Source organism: Stetteria hydrogenophila (assembly GCF_054657575.1).
Genome location: NZ_BAAHYL010000001.1, coordinates 487,974 through 504,694 on the forward strand (window position 1 = coordinate 487,974; position 16,721 = coordinate 504,694).

A 16,721-nucleotide genomic window follows, 5' to 3' on the forward strand; every position below is an offset into this window, starting at 1 on the left:
AGACCGGCCTGGAGGGGCTCCGCCTTTAGCCTTTCCGGGCCGGGGCGGGGGTTAGAGGTTGCGCATCGCCCAAGCCCTGGTGGCCGTGGCTATGCTCCTGAACCTGGCGGGGCCGTGGAGGAAGAGGGCGGTGATCACCTCTACGAGGCTGGCTCCGAGGCTGAGTAGCTCGACCGCCTTCTCCCCCGAGTCAACGCCTCCAACCGCGACGATTACGCTCCCGCTGGGGAGCCTCTCCCCCAGCCACTTCACCATGGACTTCACGATGGGGTAGAGCGGGGCCCCCCCGAGGCCCGCGTTGACGCCCTTGTACTGGACCCGCAGCGTGTTCGCCGCGACCACGCCCGCGGCGCCGCACTCCCTAGCAACGTCCGCGTAGGTCCACGCCTCGTCCCTGCCCGTCACGGGGGGTATCTTGAGGAGCACCGGCCGGCCCCCGGCGGCCTCGGCCGCCCTCCTGCACGCCTCCCGGGCCAGGTCAGGCTCCTCCATCCGCCTGTGCTCCTCCACGTTCGGGCAGCTAACGTTGACCTCGAACCAGTCAACGACCGGGGCGAGGGCCTCAGTGACGGAGGCGTACCCGTCGAGGGTGAGGGAGGCGACGTTGGCCGCTACCGGCATCCCGGGGGGCCTGCGCTTGGAGAGCCTCCCGGCGACCCTCGCCGCGCCCTCGCTCGGCAGCCCGAGCCTGTTGACCGTCGCCTCCCCGCCGAGCCGGGCCATAACCTTCCTCTCAGCCCCCTTGTGGGGGTGCGGGAGCACGCTCCCCACGACGTGGAAGCCGGCCCCGAGCGCCCAGGCCACCCAGGCGAGCTTCGCGTCCTTGTCGAAGCCGGCGGCGATGCCTGCAAGGTTCTCCACGCAGACGCCGAGCCGCTTGACTTCAACGCACCCCCCGCCCCACTGGGGGCGCCTGCCCTCGATCCTCGCCGCCAGCCTCGCCAGGGGCTCGGGGGCTGAGTGGACCGCCCTAGAGGCCAACCCCGCCGGAAGGTGCCTGAGGAGCCACCACGTAGGCCCTATTACGGGGATCCCCATCGCCCCTATCCTCCCTGCAACGCCTCCCTGACCGCCTCTATCATCGCCTTGGTGAGGGCCTCCTTCCCGGGGTACTCGTTGGGGGGCATGTACTTAACCACGACGTTGCCCAGGCCCAGGAGGGAGGCCTGCCTGGCGAGCTTCTTGTCGCCCGTGAAGAATACCACGAGCCTCGAGCGCCCCGCAAGCGTTTCGACCAGCTTTAAGACGTCGAAGTCGTCGTTGGCGGGCTCCTGGTAGATCCTATCCGAGACTTTCAGCGTGGACTGCAGCCCTCTCCCAACGACCTCGTGTATCTCGATATTGCCATCCTTCAGCTCCCTCTCGAGTATCCCGGCGAACCCCCTGAACATCTGGTCGAGGACCAGCGCGACAGTGCCCTCGCCCCCCGCGGCGAGGGGCCCCGCCCCACGCTCCACCCCGGCCCCCCGGGGCTGGGCCTGGGGCCTCCTCACCGCCTTGAAGACCGAGAGGACCTCGCCCCGGATGAGTATGAATGCATCCACGTCCACGCGCTCAATAAGCTCCTCCGCCTCGGAGAGAGACTCGGCCACGACCACGTCCCCGCCCCTGGTTATCAGCACCGCCTTGACTCCCTTCAACTCCTCCCACCCCTCCGGTACGCTCCCAGGAGGGCTATCAGGGTCGAAGCCCTCAAGTCTCTATCCTTCCACGCGTGCCTCGCCAGGCCCGGTACAGCCGGGTCGCTAGTCTCGGACTCGTCCGCCTCCATGTAGGGCACCCCCGCCTCCTCAAGGCTCAGCGAGGCCTCCGGGTAGCCGGGGCCCGTGCCTATGTAGACGGAGAGCCTCGAGTGGGGCACCCAGGAGGTTATCCAGGACACCAGGCCCCCCACCTGGCTGCAGGGCGCCTTGCCGGTGTAGATCACCACGCCGTCGGCGACCGCTGAGACCCCGCAGGAGCCCCCGGGGTCGACTCCGACGAGGAGCCGGGTGAAGCCCCTCTTGGGGTACGCTACCGCGAGGGCTAGGGCCAGCCAGGGATCCCGCTCGGAAACCACGCCCCTAGCATCGATGCGGGTCGACCTGTAAGCCGCCCACTCCGGGCTCCCCGGGAGGGGCATCACGGCGACGTCGGCCACGACCCTCGAGCCCGGGGGAGGCAGTAGGAAGGTGTAGCCCTGGGGCTCGAGGAGCCCCCTAGAGCTGGAGAGCACTCTAACCCCTTCAGGGTCCCCCCGCAGCCAAGCGATAACCCTAGCCGCAGCGAGTCACCCCGCCAGGCCCCGGGCGAGCCTCCAGGCTCGGGCAGCCGCCTTGTGAGCCTTTTAACGGTCCGGCAGGCGGGGCGGGGCGCAGGCTAATTACCCGGTAACACTTCGGTGGGCACGCGTCTTACCGAAGCCCCCGGGGCTCCGGGGCCTTCTCCGAGGGGCGCTGCGGTGGAGGGATGGCTGCGGTGTCTAGGCTCCTCGGCGTGGCGGCGCTCGTGTTGACCTCGATGCTCTGGGGCACGAGCTTCCCGGGGATTAAGGTTGTGGTCGGGGAGATTGGGAGCTACGCCTACACCTGGATGAGGGGGGCTCTCTCCCTCGCCCTCCTCGCCCCCTACCTGGCCTGGTCCCTCGCCAGGGGCCGGCTCGACTCGGAGGCGGTCAAGGGGGGCCTCCTGGCTGGGGTAGCCTACGCTCTGGGGCTCTGGCTCCAGGGCTGGGGGACGGGGCTCACGACCGCCAGCAACAGCGCCTTCATCACTGCGCTGCACATGGTGTGGGTCCACCTCTACCAGTCCCTGGCCTCGGAGAGGTACGACTCCAGGCTGGCGGCCACGCTGCTCCTGGCCCTCTCGGGCATGTTCCTCCTCACCAGGCCCGACCTGGGGTTGAACGTTGGGGACCTGCTGGTGCTCGCGGGCTCGTTCATGTGGGCCCTCCAGGTCATCATTGTGGACCGGTACAGCCGGGGGGACCCGCTCCAGTTCACCGCGGCCGAGATGGGTGTCTCCACGGCCTTCATAATCCCCGACGCCCTCTCCTCCGGGATCGCCAGGCCCTCGCCCGGCGCGCTCGCAGTCCTCCTCTACCTCGCCGCCGGCCCGGGCATAGGGGCTTTTGCGCTCCAAGTCTACGGCCAGAGGTTCGTCGACCCCGCGACCGCGACCGTGATCTACCAGCTCGAGCCGGTGTTCGCGGCGGTCGCCTCGCACCTCTGGCTCCACGAGGCCATGACCCCCTCGCAGGTCGCGGGGGCGGCGCTCATCATGGCCTCCGTGGCCCTGGCGGGGCTGGGCCCCGGGGAGGAGCGGGCTACCTGACCCTCACCAGCCCCCGGCCCGGGATCCTCGTGGCCTTCTCGTACTCCACCCCTCCCCCGAGGGGCTTCGTGGCGTCGAGGCCGAGCTTCGTGGTGAACCCCTCGGGGGCGCTGGGGTCCAGCGTGGACCCCCTCGCCTCCCTGACTACCACCAGGTCCCTGTCCGCCTGGAACCTGGTGGCTATCGCCCACTCCACGTCCCCAGGGTCGTCGACGTCAATGTCGGGGCTGACGACGACGACGTGCTTCAGGCTGGGGTGGCCGGCGAACGCCGCGAGTATAGCGTTCTTAGCGTCGCCGTCGTGGTTCTTCTCGATCGCAATGACCGCGTGGAGCCACCCGCCGCTCGCTGGCGTGAGCCTCACCGCGTGGACCCTCGGCACGACCCGGGAGACGGCCTCCCACACCTGCGCCTCCCTCGGGAAGCCCATGAGCATCAAGTGCTCCCTCCCCGCCGGGAGTATCACGTGGGAGACGCCGTCCGGGTTGTAGTAGGCGGCCTCCACCCTCAGCGCCGGCTGCTCCCTCACCTTGTCCAGCGTCCCCGTCGCGTCGACGAAGGGGCCCTCGGGGGCGGTCTCCCTGGTGAGCCAGCCCTCGACCACGACCCCCGCCCCCGCCGGCACGGGGTTCCCGTGCACCGGGCTCTCGTAGACCTCGAGGCCCCCGAGGAGCGCGGAGGCGACGCCGAGCTCGAACACTCCGAGCCTCGGGCTCGACGCCGCGGCTAGGAGGACGGCGGGGTGGACGCCCAGCACCACGGTGACCGGGAGGTCCCTCCCTTCCCCCACCGCCTCCCTGTAGAGGCGCCAGAGGTGCCTGGGTACCACCCTGACCACTCCGACCCTCTCACCCTTAACCATGACCCTGTGGACGCTCGCGTTGCACACCCCCCTCCAGCAGGCGATGAAGACTGAAGCCGTGAGGTAGGGGCCGCCCTCCCCCTCGTAGAACCTGACCGCGGGGGCGTCGAGGAGCCCGCGGGGCGCCTCCCTCAGGGTGGGGGCGCCCGTGAACCTGAGCGGCTCCGGGCTCGACATCGCCCTGAGGAGCTTCTCGTAGGCCTCCGCGTCGCTCGATGCCCCGAGCGCCTGGAGCACCCTCTCCCTAGCGGAGACCACGTTGCCCCCGGCGTCGAGCGGCGCCCCGCGGACCCTGAAGACTAGGGGGCCCCCGCCGCCGGCGAGGAGCATGGTGACCCCGTACTCCGGCTCGACCTCGCCCTCAACCCTCTCGAAGCCCGCGGCCTCGAGGAACCGCGCTAGGCCCCCGTCGCTCGCCAAGCCCTCCCCCGGCGCGCCCCAGCGGGTGGGTGCGCGTCGCTAAGTGTTCTACCCTAAGCCCTAAACGCTCCCCAGAGGAGCCCCGTCGTGGGGCGTGGAGCTGCCCAAGGGAGGTGCGGCATGTACCTGACCCGCGTCGAGGAGGCTATGCTGAGGGGCGACTACGGCGAGGGCGTCGCCAGGGCAATGAGGGTTATCGTGAAGGTCGGCGAGGCGCTCGGCGCGGAGAGGCTGGTGGAGATAAGCCACGCCCACGTCTCGGGGATCTCCTACCACAACCTCGGGGACCCCGGGGCCGAGCTGCTCGAGGAGCTCGCCGAGGCGGGGGGCGAGGTTCAGGGTGCCGACGACGGTTAACCCCATAGGCTTCGACCTCGAGGCCCCCGCGTTCTTCCAGGCCGGCCCCTCCTTCGCCGGGGGGCAGGCGAGGATCCTGAGGGCGCTGCGCAGGATGGGGGCGAGGCTCACCCTCTCCTGCACCCCCTACTACCTGCCCGAGGTGAGGGGGCTCCCGGCGGGGTCCCACGTCGCCTGGGGCGAGAGCAACGCGGTGGTCTACGCTAACACCGTGCTGGGCCTCAGGACCAACAGGGAGGGTGGCCCCCTCGCGGTGATGGCGGCGGTGACGGGGAGGACGTACTACTACGGCCTCCACCTCGACGAGAACAGGGAGCCCTCCAGGGCCTACGTCTACACGGGGAGGCTGGACGAGGCTAGGGCGGGGATGCTGGGGGAGATCATAGCCTTGACGCACAGGGATGAGAGGCCCCCGCTGGTGGCCCTCGCCTCCAAGCCGAGGGAGGTGGCTTTGAGGGAGATGCTCGCCGCCCTCGGCGCGGCGGGGAGTATCGGGATGGCGGTGATCCCTGGCGTCACCCCAGGGGCTCCGAGGGATCCCGGGCGGCTGGAGAGGGTTGAAGTGGAGGAGCAGGACGTGGAGGCTAGGCTGGCCGAGCTCTCCCCCGGCGCGGTCGACGTCGTCTACCTAGGCTGCCCCCACTACGGGCTTGAGGACCTGGAGAGGCTGGCGTCCCGGCTCGAGCGGCTCGGCAGGGCGAGGATCCCCGTGCTAGTCTCGGCGTCGAGGCTCGCAGTCGCGGCGGCTGCGAGGAGCGGCCTCCTAGCGAGGCTGGCAAGGCTCGGGGTGAAGGTCTCGGGCGACACCTGCATGATAGTCAGCCCCCTCAGCGTTAAGGGGGCGAGGATTGGGACCAACAGCTACAAGGCCTACTTCTACCTCGAGAGGAGGGGGGCCCGCGTGGGGCTCGCGCCGGAGGAGGAGCTCCTCGAAGCGGCTTCCAGGGGCTGGTAGCCTTGGCAGTCGAGCTCAAGGGCAGGCCTCTCGTTCCGGGGAGGGCCTCCGGGAGGGCGGTGCTCACGGAGTACATCAGCTTCTACGGCGACGTGGACGTTGAAAGGGCGGAGCTGAGGGACGGCAGGAGTCTCAAGGGGGCGGTCCTCCTCGCTAGGGCCGGCCGGGGCTCCACGGTGGGGTCCTACGTGATCTACGCCCTCGCCAAGAGGCATGGGGCCCCGAGCGCCGTCGTGATGGAGAAGGCCGAGCCAATAATCGTGACGGGTTGCGTCCTAGCCGGGATCCCACTCGTGGACGGGATCCCCTGGAGTGCCCTCTCCAGGGTAAGGGAGGGGAGCAGGGTAACCGTGCTCCCCGACGGCAGGGTGATAGTCGAGGAGCAGCGAGCCGGCTAACCCCCGGCCCCTTAGGCCGTGTCTACGCCGGCCTAACCGGCACCCGTCAACGACCCAGAAGGCCCTCGGAGGGGTTGGCCTGGGGCGTAGGGGCAGAAACCCGGGGGGCCCGGGTGCTCCCCCCGGGATCCCTCAAGGGGCTGTAGGGGGTTAGTCCCTGCTTTCGGGTTACTCGGCTACCTCGTAGTGGATGATTGAGACGGGGCAGCTCTCGGTGGCTGCCTCGACGCAGTCCTTGAGCTCTTCGGGCACTAGGCCCTCGGCGGGGTTGTTGGGGTCAACCCTGTACTTGGCGACGATTTGACTCTTCCCGTCCTCCTCGCTCATCTCGAAGACTTCGCCGCAGAGGCTGACGCAGACCATGTCGGCTATGCACTGGTCCCTGTCTATCCACACCTTTATCTTAGCCATGGCTCTCCACACCCGCCTTGAACCAGCTTGAAGGCTGTAGGGCTGGCTAGAGGTTTATTATCCTTTGTTCATGCACTCATTTACCCTCCCAGCGTTAAAGTGTAGGCTCGGCGCCGGCCGTGGCGGCTCGAGGTCTTACCGGCCCGGCGGGCGCTCGGGGGTATTGGTGGTGATAGGCGGCTTTTACGAGGAGGAGATTAACGGGTTCCTCTTCAGGGAGTACGGGGAGCTGGGCAGGCCCAAGTACCTCGTCCTCGGCCTCCCCGACGTGGGCCTGGTGGGTGCCATCGCGGCGATGCACATCATCAGGGAGAGGAAGCTGAAGGACGCTGTGGGCATTGAGAGCTATACTTTCCTCCCGCCGGTCGCGGTCGTCGCCAACGGGAGGCCGCTGCACCCGGTTAGGATCTACACGGATGGGGAGGAGCTCGCGGTGCTGATAACGGACGTACCCGTCGCCCCGGCGGGCGTTGCACCCCTAGGCTCCGCTATAGTGGAGTACGCCAGGAGCAGGGGGTTCGAGGTCATAATCAGCCTCACGGGCGTCGGGAGCCCTGCGAGGATGAGGGGCGCCGAGCCCAAGGTGTACTGGGTCTCCACGGGGAGCCGCGCGGAGGAGCTGGGATCCCGGCTGGGGGCCGAGAAGTTCGAGAACGGGATCATAGTAGGCCCCTACGCTATAGTGCTGAAGGAGTCGGTTAGGAGGAAGGTGAACAACCTCGTGGTGCTCGCCGAGTCCTACATAGACTTCCCGGACCCGGAGGCCGCCGCTGCGGCTCTCCAGGCGCTGGGCAAAGCGACGGGGCTCGAGGTTAGCGTGGAGAAGCTCCTCGAGGAGGCCGAGCAGCTGAGGCTCAGGCTGAGGCAGCTCATGAAGGAGACGAGGGAGGCCATGAGCAGGCTTGGGAAGCCGATGGAGTATAGGGCTCCACTCGTCTACACGTAGCCCGCGGGGTGCTCTAGGGTTGAGCGAGGACCCCCTCGACGTTCTGTCGAGGCTCCTGAGGAACGCTAGGGTTATGGAGAGAAGGCTGACCGAGATTATCGAGGACTACTGGGGCTTTACAGGGAAGCTGCTGGAGGAGGTGGAGACCGCGCTCAGGGAGGGCGTCATAGAGCCACTCTTCCGCGTCGAGGACCTCGGCGACTGGATAGCAGTCGTGGTAGACCTCGCCGGCGCGGGGGACCAGGTGGATGTTAGGGTCTACAGGGACAGGGTGGAGGTCGAGGCGAGCCTGAGGAGGGAGGCGGTGGAGGAGGCGGTTACGCACGTCGCGTGGAGGGGCGCGATTAAACGGTACAAGGCCACGATAACGCTGCCCCACCCCGTAGACCCGTCGACGGCCAGGTACGAGAGGCGCCGCGGCCTGCTAGTGATTTACGCGAGGAAGGAGCGAGCGTGAGCAAGGGGAGGCGGGGCGGCTCGGCAAACCCCACTGCAGCGCCATCAAGCCGTCCGGGGGGACAGCGGGTCCTCACAGCCAGACGGGGATAAGGCGCTTGGGGGGTATTAATCCGGCGCCCGCCGCTGCAGCCGTGCCCGCCCCGGAGCCGGCGGGGTCACGCTTTCGCTTTCAACCCCAAGCTGAGGGCGCCCCGCCGCGCTCCCCCGGGCTCGTGAAGCCCTCGCGGCGGGGCGCCATGTGGCCGAGGCAACGCTGTTGGCGCCGGCGTTAATGGGGGGCCTGCGTGTTCATAGGGGGGACGGCTGGCGTGGCCAGCGTCCTCCCTGGGGTTGGCTGGCTTGGAGGCTGAGTACAGGCTCGCGGTTCGACCCTCGTGGATAGCCCTCGGGATCCCGGTGCCGGGCGCTGAGAACCCATTCCTGGCCGTGGTGTACCCCGAGGAGGTCTCGGTGGTGTTCACGCTCCGGGAGTGCGGGGGGAGCGGGGGCTTCGAGTCCTCGGGGCTCGATGGCCCGGCCGCTGGGCTCCTCGGGCAGGCCGCCTCGAGGCTGATCGAGGGGCTCGGCGGGGGCTTGTGCGTGAGGGCAGTCTTCCACGGGGTCCGGGGGTGGCACTCGCAGGCCGGCCTCTACGCCGCTGCCTCGGCGCTCCTGGCCTACGCGGTCGCGAGGTGGCACGGGGAGAGGCCCGACGTCGAGGAGGTTATGGAGATCGCGGGGCTCGCAGACCCGGAGATGCCGAGGGAGTGGGCGCTCGCCGTCGAGGCCCTGAGGTACGCCAGCCTGGAGGGGTCGCTCGCCGTCTACAGGGGCGTGGATGAGAAGGCGACCCTCCCCGGGGAGCCTCTGGGCTACAGGGTCGTGGAGGCAGTGAAGCCCGGGTGGAGCATTGACAGGGAGAGGGTCGGCTCCAGCGTCTACGAGAGCCTCGTGCGCCTCGCGGGCTCGGCGGTGCTAACGGCGGCCGTCATGCTGAGGGAGGGGGAGAGCCTCCCCGCGGTCCTCGAGGCCCTCGAGAGCGTGGAGTGGGGCGTCGCTCACGCAGCGTGGCGGGTCCAGCCGAGGCCGGGCTGCCTGCCCCACCCAGGCCTCCCCGGCGTCATCGAGGTCTCCTGCCCCCCAGAGAGGGCTGAGGCAATCCACCCAGCCGCCAGGGATCCCAGCCATTAACCCCCTGGGGGCGGAGGCTCCTCCTCCCGGGATCACGGGCGTGCCTCGGCTCGCCTGCAGGTCGGCGGTCGTCAAGCTCGGGGGTAGCCTGGTCACGGACAAGAGGAGGCCCCGCGTAGTGGACTGGGCCGCCCTCTCCTCCGCCGCGAGGCAGCTCGCCGAGTACCACAGGCTCGGTGGCAGGCTCGCTCTCGTCCACGGCGGGGGGAGCTTCGGCCACGCCTCGGTGGCTGAGCTCGGGGGCAGCGGGGCCCTGACGCCGGGGAACGCTGGGGTCGTGCAGCTCGACATGCTCCGGCTCGCGGTGGCGGTTGCGGACGTGCTCATCTCCCACGGGATCCCGGTGACCGTCCACCCCCCGCACTCGCTCTGCTCCTGCGACCGCTGCGACCTCGCCGTTGCCCGGAGGGACTACTCGAAGGGGCTGGCGCCCATGACTTACGGGGACGTCGTGCTCTGCGGGGGAGGGGCGTCGATAATCAGCGGCGACAGGCTGGCCAGGCTCCTAGCTGTGGAGCTGGGCGTTGACTGCGTCGTCTACGCTACCCGGGATCCCGGCGTGAGGGGGCCCGACGGGAGGGTGCTGGAGGTCCTAGACGTCAGCGGCGGGATCCCGGGCTGGCTCGACGGCTCCGGGGGCTTCGACCAGACCGGCGGCATGGCGGCTAAAGTCGCCGAGGCCGCCAGGATCCCCCGGGAGGTCACAGTGCGCATAGTCGGCGTTGACGGGGTCTGGGAGGCCCTCATCGAGGGCAGGGGAGGCACGCTCGTGGCGAGGTGACCAAGGTGGCCAGGCCCGGCTGGGAGGCCACGAGGTCGAGGAAGCTGGACCACCTCAGGGTGGTCATGGAGAGGGACGTGGAGGCCGCCGAGTCCACGCTCCTCAACTACGTCAGGCCCGTCCACAACCCCCTGCCCGAGCTGGGCTTGGAGGACGTCGACTTGAGCGTGACCATCTTCGGCAAGCGCCTCGACGCCCCGATAATGATCACCGGCATGACGGGTGGCCACCCGGACGTGAAGGAGGTCAACGCCGCCCTGGCGAGGGTGGCAGAGCGGCACAGGATAGCGGTGGGCGTCGGGAGTCAGAGGGCCGCAATCGAGAACCCGGAGCTAGCAGACACCTACAGCGTCGTCAGGGAGTACGCCCCCTCAACGGTGGTGGTCGCCAACATAGGCGCCCCCCAGCTGGCTAAGGGGTACGGCGTGAGGGAGGCGCTGAAGGCCGTGGAGATGATCGAGGCGGACGCCCTAGCCATCCACCTGAACCCCGCCCAGGAGCTGTTCCAGGTGGAGGGCGACAGGTCGTTTCGGGGCGTGTACGCTAAGATAGCCGAGATAGCGTCGGAGGCCGGCGTCCCGGTCATAGTGAAGGAGACTGGCACCGGAATCCCCGGCGAGGCCGCGGCGCAGCTCCACGCCCTAGGGGTTGCCTGCATAGATGTGAGCGGCCTCGGCGGGACGAATTGGGTGAAGGTCGAGGTCATCAGGTCGGGCCGTGGGGGCGCCGGGGGCTTCGAGGACTACTGGGGGGTCCCAACGGCTGTCGCGACGGCTGAGGCCAGGGCCGCGGCGCCCGAGGCCTGCATCATCGCGAGCGGCGGAGTCAGGACGGGGCTCGACGCCGCGAGGGCCCTCGCGCTCGGGGCGGACATGGTCGGCGTCGCCCTCCCAGCCCTCAGGATCCTCCTCAAATCCGGGGAGGAGGCCCTGGACCGCTACATTTCAAGCCTGAAGGCGCAGCTGAGGGCCGCGCTCCTCCTCACGGGGTCAAGGAGCATCGCGGAGTACTGGCTCAAGCCGGTCGTGATCCACGGGAGGCTGGCGGAGGAGCTGGGGGCCCGGGGGGTGACGGAGCGCAGGCTCTGGGAAGCGAAATATAGGAGGCTCCTCGCCGTTAAACGCCGCGGTGCACTAGCTTGACGGCCGGGGTCCTCTGGAGGCTCCTCGGCGAGGTGGCCTCGAGGGTTGACGAGTACATCTACAACACCGTGAAGGGCAGGCCCGAGTACCTCTACGAGGCCGCCCTCCACCTGATCAGGGCCGGCGGGAAGAGGCTGAGGCCCGCGCTGGTGGTGCTGACCGCTAGGCTCCTCGGCGGCGGGGAGGCGGGGGAGGCGGCGCTCCCCCTAGCCGCGGCGGTGGAGGTGTTCCACAACTTCACCCTGATCCACGATGACATAATGGATAGGGACGAGTTCAGGCGGGGGGTGCCGACGGTCCACGCGAAGTACGGCCTGGAAACCGCCATTCTCGCGGGGGACCTGCTCCACGCGGAGTCCTTCAGGTCCATAGCCTACTCCGGGCTCCCCCCGGAGCTTACGGTGAGGGCGGCGAGGACGCTCGCCGACGCCGCTAAGAAGGTTTGCGAGGGCCAAGCCCTCGACATGAGCTTCGAGGAGAGGCTCGACGTCACGCCGGAGGAGTACCTCGAGATGATCTACCTCAAGACGGGGGCGTTGATAGAGGCTAGCACGCGCCTCGGCGCGATAGCCGCGGGCGCCCCCGTGGAGGTGGAGGAGAGGGCCGGCGTCTACGGGGCCAGGGTGGGCGTGGCGTTCCAGATCAGGGACGACATTCTAGGCCTCTACGGCGACCCGGCGAGGACGGGGAAGCCCGTGTTCAACGACTTGAGGGAGGGTAAGAAGACGCTCCTCGTGCTCTACGCCCTCCGCAACCTACCCGGGGACGAGGCTGAGAGGGTCCGGAGCGTCCTCGGCAGGAGGGCCTCGGAGGACGAGTACCGGGAGGCGGCGGAGCTCATCAGGAAGAGCGGCGCGCTCGACTACGCCCAGAGGCTCGCCGAGTCCCTCGTGCGGGAGGCCCTGGAGGCCCTCGACTCCCTGCCGGCCAGGGACGAGGAGGCCAGGGAGGCCCTCAGGGAGCTGGCGTGGTTCGCGGTTAAGAGAGACAAGTAGCCGTAAGGGTAAGGGTGGTGGCTGGCGGGATTGCAGCTCCAGGAGGTTAGAGGCTACGGCCCCCAGGACTACCAGTCCTTTCCACGCTTCTACGTTGAGGGAGTCGAGTCCGGGGAGTACATGATAGTCGACTTGGAGACGCTCACCTACAAGCTGTCCCCGAACCCCACAGGCCCCCTAGCGCTGGGCAAGGCCATCTACGAGGACGCCTGGGACCTGGTCCTCGAGCCGCTCGAGGGCAAGGCGAAGAGGGGGTACGCCCTCATCCTCCCCTGGCGGGGCTTCGAGGCCATCTACATCCCCCGGGGGACCAGGCTCTCGCTCGTCGAGGCCGGCGGCGTCAGGGTGGACTTCACGGTGAGGGAGGGCGACAAGGTCGAGGAGAGGGACGTCGTAGCCTACGTGGTCACGGGCAAGGGAGAGGTCAGGACGGTCAGGGCGGGTGCCCGCGGGGTCGTGGTGCTCATAGCGTGGCAGAAGAGCCGGGACCCCCTGCGCTACACCATAGCCGTGGCCGACAATGCCGACGTGTACACCCTCAGGAGGAGCCTGTAGCCCCCCGGGTAGCCGGGGCCTAGGCCCCGCCTATGGCTTTCAACGCTTTGCCGGCCGCCAAGGCTAGCGTGAGGCCCGAGGCAAGGCAGACCAGGGGGCCCGCGATCAGCTGGACGGTGTTCACGGCCGTGAACGCCACGGCGGCTCCTAGCACGAGGAGGGCAGCCCCAGCCTTAGCCAGCCCTGGGGCTTGGACCTTCTCGCCCGCGGCGATTAGGGGCGCGGCGAAGAGGATTGCACCCGCCGTGACTAGGACGCCTCCAGTGTAGTAGAAGCCGAGGGAACCCAGGAGGAGGGCCTCGCTCCCCTGGGAGATCGAGCTGAAGACCTGCCAGACCGTGTAGAGGAGCACGATGGACCCGGCTATCTTGAGCCAGCCGCCCACCACTCCGGCCCTGAAGGCGCTGGCGTAGTCGCGGAACACCACCGCCGCACCCCGCAGGTAGGCGGACGCAGCGAGCGCTAGGAGAGCAGCCATTAGCAGGAGGGCCTCGGCGTAGCCGCTGTGGGCTATCCTACCCTCGCCCCCGAGGCCTGCGAGCAGCGAGCCAGCCCTGCCCAGGCTCGTGGACAGGAGCGTCTTGAGCATCGTCGAGTTCACCCTCACCTCCTCGACCACTATCCCTGCCTCCACGTCAGCCCTCGTAGCGTTCGGCACTATCTCACCGGTCTCCGGGTTGACGTAGACCGTGATGGTCGAGGCGCCAACAGCCAGCGTGAAGAAGCCTAGGAGGGCGAGGACCGAAGCCGCGGCGAGCGCTAACCCCGCGTTCCTCAGGCTGGCATAAGCTGACTCCAGGTACACCTCAGCCCTGGGCAAGACGCAGCCCCACCTTGCCATGCACGGGGCTAAGCACTGCACCCCCTTAAAGGCCGTAAAGAAGCCCGGGGGCCCGGGGCGGAGGGCGGCGCGGCCTAGGCTGGGCTAGAATAGCTTGTAGACCTCATCCTGCACCAGCCGTGGCAGGCGCTCGACTCTGCCGTCCCTCCTCACCAGCTCCACTCCTGCGCCGCCCGGCGGGGCTTCGAGGACGCGGCCTATCACCCTGGCCTTGACTCCCGCCTCCCCGAGCACCTCGAGCGCCTCCCCCACCCGGTCGCCGGGCACCGTGGCTAGGAGGGAGCCGCTGCCCAGGAGCCGTAGGGGGTCGACGCCCAGCGCCTCCGCGATGAGCCTTGTCTCCCTGGAGACCGGGACGTCCTCCTCCCTAACCACCACCCTGACGCCGGAGGCGTGGGCTATCTCCGCTAGCCCGCCGAGGATCCCGCCCTCGGTGGGGTCGTGCATCGACGTCGCAAGCCCGTACCCGGCGAGCTGGAGGGCCTCCCTCACCACGCTGACCCTCTCGAGGTACCGCTTCCCGGCCTCGACCACGTCCCCCGGGACGCCTCTACGCTTGAGCTCGGCCTCGAAGTCGGTGGCCAGCACGGCCGTGCCCTCCACTGCGGCGGTTTTAGTCATCACCACCACGTCGCCGGGCCTTGCGCCCCCGGTTGTCACGTAGCCCCCCGCCACGGCGCCTATAGCGGTCGTCACTATGATGGGCCTCCCCAGGCCGGGCGTTACCTCGGTGTGGCCGCCCACCACCATAGCCCCAACCTCCCTCGCGGCCCTGTCGACCTGCCCGGTTAGCTCGTCCAGCAATCCCTCCCCGGCGCCCTCGGGTAGGAGGATGACGGTGAGGAGCCACCTCGGCTCAGCCCCGGTTACGGCTACGTCGTTGCAGGCCACGTGGACCGAAAGCCAGCCGGCTAGCCTGCTCGCAGCAGTCACGGGGTCAACGTGGGTCGCGAACGTGAAGCCGCCCGCGCTCACCACGGCAGAGTCCTCGCCGTAGGACGGGCCGAGGAGGACCGACGCGCTCCCGACCCCAATCCTCTTGAAGACGTACCTCTCCAACAGCTCCACCGGCACCTTGCCCGGCGGGAGCCCGGGCACCCCTCTCCACCACTCACCCCGACGAGCCGCCAGGCCAGCCCGGGGCGGTAATGGCGGGTAACAGCTATAGAGCCCCGGGCTGGCCTGGAGCCAAACCTTTATTTTGGAGCGGTCTATGTAAATTTGTTTATTAGAATAGGGTTCAGGGTGTCGGTGCATGGGTTATAGAGGACTGCTGCCAGTACTTCTCGTGGCCGTCCTCGTCGCGGCGCCCCTTGCGGCCGTTGTAATCCCCGTGTGGGCTCAGGCGCCACCGCAGCTGACTGGGGACTTCGAGAAGGACGTGATCGCCATTGGCGAGTGGCTCGAGCAGCACGGAGTTACGGAGGTGGTGTATAAGGTCCAGGCCACCGGGGATCCTAATAGCGTGTTGAGAATGTGGGGCATAGTCGAGGCGGCGGAGGACATTAACGATATTTGGGCCAGCAACGGCATTAACGTGAGGATAAAGATTGAAAGGGACTGGTCCCCGAACTTCCACGATCAATACGAGAACTTCGTGAACCAGTACGAGCTGGGGAGGAACGGTGACTTCTTGGTGAACAGCTACGTGTTCATAGCCCCGCTCGCGGCTGATGGGAGGCTCCTCGACATAACTGAGTGGGTTCAGGCCTACTGGGACAGCGTTTTCAGCGACTTCTATGCCCCCCTAATGGAGGCCGCCAAGTACAAGGGCAGGTACTACGCCGTGCCCCAGGACACCGAGGCTAGGCCGCTCTACATTAGGAAGGATGTGGCTGAGTGTATGGGCTGGAGTCTCGAGGGCCTCGATGAGAAGGTGAAGAGCGGGGAGTTCACCTGGTACGACGTCTACGCCAAGGCCAAGGAGGCCGTGGAGAAGGGCTGCGCCGACTGGGGGCTCATACACAGGAAGGGCAGCGTCCACCCAGACCTGATCCAGTTCATCTACGCCTTCGACGGCAAGCTCTACGACCCCCAGACGGGTAAGCTGGTCTTCGACAAGGAGGCGGTCTATAAGTGGCTCAAGGTGGAGAGGGCCTTCGCCGACGCGGGCCTGCTCCCAAGGAACATATTCGAGTGGGACTGGGCCACGCAGATACACCCGACGGTCGTGGGCGACAGGAAGGCCGACGGGGGCACCGGGAACACTGTCTTCTTCATAGGGGGCACGTGGCACTGGACCGAGTGGCAGACGAAGAAGTATTACAAGGACCCGAAGACCGGGGAGTTCAGGCCGCTAACCCCGGAGGAGGTGAAGGAGAAGTTCTACTACACGCTCTTCCCCGCCGGCGAGCCGGGCAAGAAGCCCGTGACCCTAAGCCAGCCCTTCATGTGGATGATAGCCGCTAACGCTGGGAAGAGCAACCCCAACTACGACAACCCAGACTTCAGGAAGGCCTACCAGGAGCTGGCGTTCCTCATAGTGGTGGCGGCCAGCGACCCTGAGATAAACGCTGTGCACAGCGCGATCAGCGCCCACCTCCCGGTGAGGAAGGCGGCCTCAAAGCTGCTCAAGGACCCCAACTGGGTCGATAACCTGATTAACCTCAAGCTAAACCTCCACGACGACGTGATCAACGCAATCAAGGACATTGTGGCTAAGACTGCGGACCCGATAAACATCCAGTTCCTAGCTAACGTCAGCTACATGCTGGACTACACCAAGCTAGCGCCCAGCCATCCGGCGTACGACAAGCTCGCCTCGATCTACTTCGAGGCGGCGGACAAGGTGGTTAGAGGCGAGCTGACGCCGGAGGAGGCCATAGACTACATCGAGGCAAAGATAAAGGCGGACCCCGTCCTGAAGGATGAGGTCGTCATCTCAGGCCAGGTGCCCAGCGGCTGGCAATTCCCCGCCGCCGAAGCGGCGGAGACGACGACTACCCAGACAACTACTACAGGGACAACCACCACGACAACCGTTGCAACAACCACCCCGGCCGAGACTACCACCACGGAGGCCGGCGGGGTCAGCGCGGGCACCGTGATCGCTATCCTCTTCGTGTTAATAGTGATAGCAGCCGTGATCTACGCGCTAAGGAGGAGCTAGCCCCGGCA

The 16,721-nt window shown here is 67.9% G+C and carries 19 protein-coding genes; 12 read left to right on the top strand and 7 right to left on the bottom strand.

Annotated elements, in window-relative coordinates:
- Positions 1-51 precede the first annotated feature (51 nt).
- From ACYQ3J_RS02590 to ACYQ3J_RS02600, 3 genes are all read right to left on the bottom strand, one after another.
- Entirely contained in the window at positions 52-981 is a 930-nt protein-coding gene (locus ACYQ3J_RS02590; RefSeq protein ID WP_460124060.1) for a beta/alpha barrel domain-containing protein, read from the bottom strand.
- A 62-nt stretch (positions 982-1,043) separates the two neighbouring features.
- Positions 1,044-1,640 (bottom strand): hypothetical protein, encoded by a 597-nt coding sequence (locus ACYQ3J_RS02595; RefSeq protein WP_460124063.1) that lies wholly within the window; start codon positions 1,638-1,640, stop codon positions 1,044-1,046.
- On the bottom strand, positions 1,637-2,215 hold the full coding sequence (locus tag ACYQ3J_RS02600; RefSeq protein WP_460124065.1) for a hypothetical protein: 579 nt from the start codon (positions 2,213-2,215) through the stop codon (positions 1,637-1,639). The genes ACYQ3J_RS02595 and ACYQ3J_RS02600 overlap by 4 nt, the downstream gene beginning before the upstream one ends.
- Positions 2,216-2,448: 233 nt before the next feature.
- Here ACYQ3J_RS02600 and ACYQ3J_RS02605 point away from each other — a divergent pair, with 233 nt between their 5' ends.
- The gene (locus tag ACYQ3J_RS02605) at positions 2,449-3,312 is read left to right on the top strand and encodes a DMT family transporter (RefSeq protein WP_460124068.1); all 864 of its coding nucleotides are present in this window, start codon (positions 2,449-2,451) and stop codon (positions 3,310-3,312) included.
- Here the strand turns inward: ACYQ3J_RS02605 and ACYQ3J_RS02610 are convergent.
- Positions 3,305-4,594 (bottom strand): UbiD family decarboxylase, encoded by a 1,290-nt coding sequence (locus tag ACYQ3J_RS02610; protein WP_460124071.1) that lies wholly within the window; start codon positions 4,592-4,594, stop codon positions 3,305-3,307. The genes ACYQ3J_RS02605 and ACYQ3J_RS02610 overlap by 8 nt on opposite strands.
- A gap of 87 nt (positions 4,595-4,681) precedes the next feature.
- On the opposite strand from ACYQ3J_RS02610, the gene ACYQ3J_RS02615 reads away from it, so the two are divergent.
- From ACYQ3J_RS02615 to ACYQ3J_RS02625, 3 genes are read left to right on the top strand one after another with little or no spacing between them, the layout of a single operon-like run.
- Complete coding sequence (locus tag ACYQ3J_RS02615) at positions 4,682-4,951, top strand: aconitase X (protein WP_460124074.1); 270 nt, start codon at positions 4,682-4,684, stop codon at positions 4,949-4,951.
- Entirely contained in the window at positions 4,935-5,906 is a 972-nt protein-coding gene (locus ACYQ3J_RS02620; protein WP_460124077.1) for an aconitase X, read from the top strand. The genes ACYQ3J_RS02615 and ACYQ3J_RS02620 overlap by 17 nt, the downstream gene beginning before the upstream one ends.
- 2 nt (positions 5,907-5,908) lie before the next feature.
- Complete coding sequence (locus tag ACYQ3J_RS02625) at positions 5,909-6,304, top strand: aconitase X swivel domain-containing protein (protein WP_460124080.1); 396 nt, start codon at positions 5,909-5,911, stop codon at positions 6,302-6,304.
- A gap of 168 nt (positions 6,305-6,472) precedes the next feature.
- Here the strand turns inward: ACYQ3J_RS02625 and ACYQ3J_RS02630 are convergent, their stop codons facing one another.
- A complete protein-coding gene (locus ACYQ3J_RS02630; protein WP_460124083.1) occupies positions 6,473-6,715 on the bottom strand; it encodes a ferredoxin in 243 nt (80 codons plus the stop codon).
- 169 nt (positions 6,716-6,884) lie between these two features.
- Between ACYQ3J_RS02630 and ACYQ3J_RS02635 the strand changes: the two genes are divergently transcribed.
- The 7 genes from ACYQ3J_RS02635 (at position 6,885) to ACYQ3J_RS02665 (ending at position 12,763) form a co-directional block, all read left to right on the top strand.
- Entirely contained in the window at positions 6,885-7,661 is a 777-nt protein-coding gene (locus ACYQ3J_RS02635; protein WP_460124086.1) for a proteasome assembly chaperone family protein, read from the top strand.
- A 19-nt stretch (positions 7,662-7,680) separates the two neighbouring features.
- On the top strand, positions 7,681-8,118 hold the full coding sequence (locus tag ACYQ3J_RS02640; protein WP_460124089.1) for an Hsp20/alpha crystallin family protein: 438 nt from the start codon (positions 7,681-7,683) through the stop codon (positions 8,116-8,118).
- Between the two features lie 341 nt (positions 8,119-8,459).
- Positions 8,460-9,290 (top strand): hypothetical protein, encoded by an 831-nt coding sequence (locus ACYQ3J_RS02645; RefSeq protein WP_460124092.1) that lies wholly within the window; start codon positions 8,460-8,462, stop codon positions 9,288-9,290.
- A 40-nt stretch (positions 9,291-9,330) separates the two neighbouring features.
- Complete coding sequence (locus tag ACYQ3J_RS02650) at positions 9,331-10,071, top strand: amino acid kinase family protein (RefSeq protein ID WP_460124095.1); 741 nt, start codon at positions 9,331-9,333, stop codon at positions 10,069-10,071.
- Between the two features lie 5 nt (positions 10,072-10,076).
- Positions 10,077-11,213 carry a type 2 isopentenyl-diphosphate Delta-isomerase gene (gene fni, locus ACYQ3J_RS02655; protein WP_460124098.1) on the top strand — a complete coding sequence of 379 codons (1,137 nt, stop codon included), beginning with the start codon at positions 10,077-10,079 and terminating at the stop codon, positions 11,211-11,213.
- On the top strand, positions 11,210-12,208 hold the full coding sequence (locus ACYQ3J_RS02660; protein ID WP_460124101.1) for a polyprenyl synthetase family protein: 999 nt from the start codon (positions 11,210-11,212) through the stop codon (positions 12,206-12,208). Before fni ends, ACYQ3J_RS02660 begins: the two co-directional genes overlap by 4 nt.
- Before the next feature lie 30 nt (positions 12,209-12,238).
- Positions 12,239-12,763: a DUF2118 domain-containing protein gene (locus ACYQ3J_RS02665; protein ID WP_460124104.1), complete on the top strand. Its 525-nt coding sequence runs from the start codon at positions 12,239-12,241 to the stop codon at positions 12,761-12,763.
- A gap of 19 nt (positions 12,764-12,782) precedes the next feature.
- Here ACYQ3J_RS02665 and ACYQ3J_RS02670 read toward each other — a convergent pair whose 3' ends face one another.
- Both ACYQ3J_RS02670 and ACYQ3J_RS02675 read right to left on the bottom strand, forming a co-directional pair.
- Positions 12,783-13,583: a hypothetical protein gene (locus ACYQ3J_RS02670; RefSeq protein ID WP_460124107.1), complete on the bottom strand. Its 801-nt coding sequence runs from the start codon at positions 13,581-13,583 to the stop codon at positions 12,783-12,785.
- Between the two features lie 105 nt (positions 13,584-13,688).
- On the bottom strand, positions 13,689-14,702 hold the full coding sequence (locus ACYQ3J_RS02675) for an AIR synthase family protein (protein ID WP_460124110.1): 1,014 nt from the start codon (positions 14,700-14,702) through the stop codon (positions 13,689-13,691).
- A 157-nt stretch (positions 14,703-14,859) separates the two neighbouring features.
- Here ACYQ3J_RS02675 and ACYQ3J_RS02680 point away from each other — a divergent pair, with 157 nt between their 5' ends.
- On the top strand, positions 14,860-16,713 hold the full coding sequence (locus ACYQ3J_RS02680; protein WP_460124114.1) for an ABC transporter substrate-binding protein: 1,854 nt from the start codon (positions 14,860-14,862) through the stop codon (positions 16,711-16,713).
- Positions 16,714-16,721 lie beyond the last annotated feature (8 nt).

Excerpts from the sequence above, each read along its gene's own strand:
- ACYQ3J_RS02605 (WP_460124068.1), top strand. The coding sequence starts at position 2,449 with ATGGCTGCGGTGTCTAGGCTCCTCGGCGTGGCGGCGCTCGTGTTGACC.
- ACYQ3J_RS02630 (WP_460124083.1), bottom strand. The coding sequence starts at position 6,715 with ATGGCTAAGATAAAGGTGTGGATAGACAGGGACCAGTGCATAGCCGAC.
- ACYQ3J_RS02680 (WP_460124114.1), top strand. The coding sequence starts at position 14,860 with ATGGGTTATAGAGGACTGCTGCCAGTACTTCTCGTGGCCGTCCTCGTC.